Consider the following 216-nt stretch of genomic DNA (forward strand, 5'->3'; position numbering starts at 1 on the left):
TGGTGGAGGTAAGCGGGATCGAACCGCTGACCTCTTGCATGCCATGCAAGCGCTCTCCCAGCTGAGCTATACCCCCTGCGAAGTAAAAAGCCCGCTGATGCGGGCCCTATAAACAACCCGAATGATCGGATCATTTAAGCTGGCGTCCCCACGGGGATTCGAACCCCGGTACTCACCGTGAAAGGGTGATGTCCTAGGCCTCTAGACGATAGGGAC

Annotated in this window: 2 tRNA genes; both read right to left on the reverse strand. The window is 56.9% G+C overall.

From position 1 onward, the window contains the following. A tRNA-Ala gene (locus tag J8I26_RS22585) sits at positions 1 to 76 on the reverse strand. A gap of 64 nt (positions 77 to 140) precedes the next feature. Next, positions 141 to 216, reverse strand: a tRNA-Glu gene (locus J8I26_RS22590).

It is taken from the genome of Herbaspirillum sp. LeCh32-8 (assembly GCF_017814915.1).
In the GTDB taxonomy this organism is placed as follows: Bacteria; Pseudomonadota; Gammaproteobacteria; order Burkholderiales; family Burkholderiaceae_D; genus Herbaspirillum.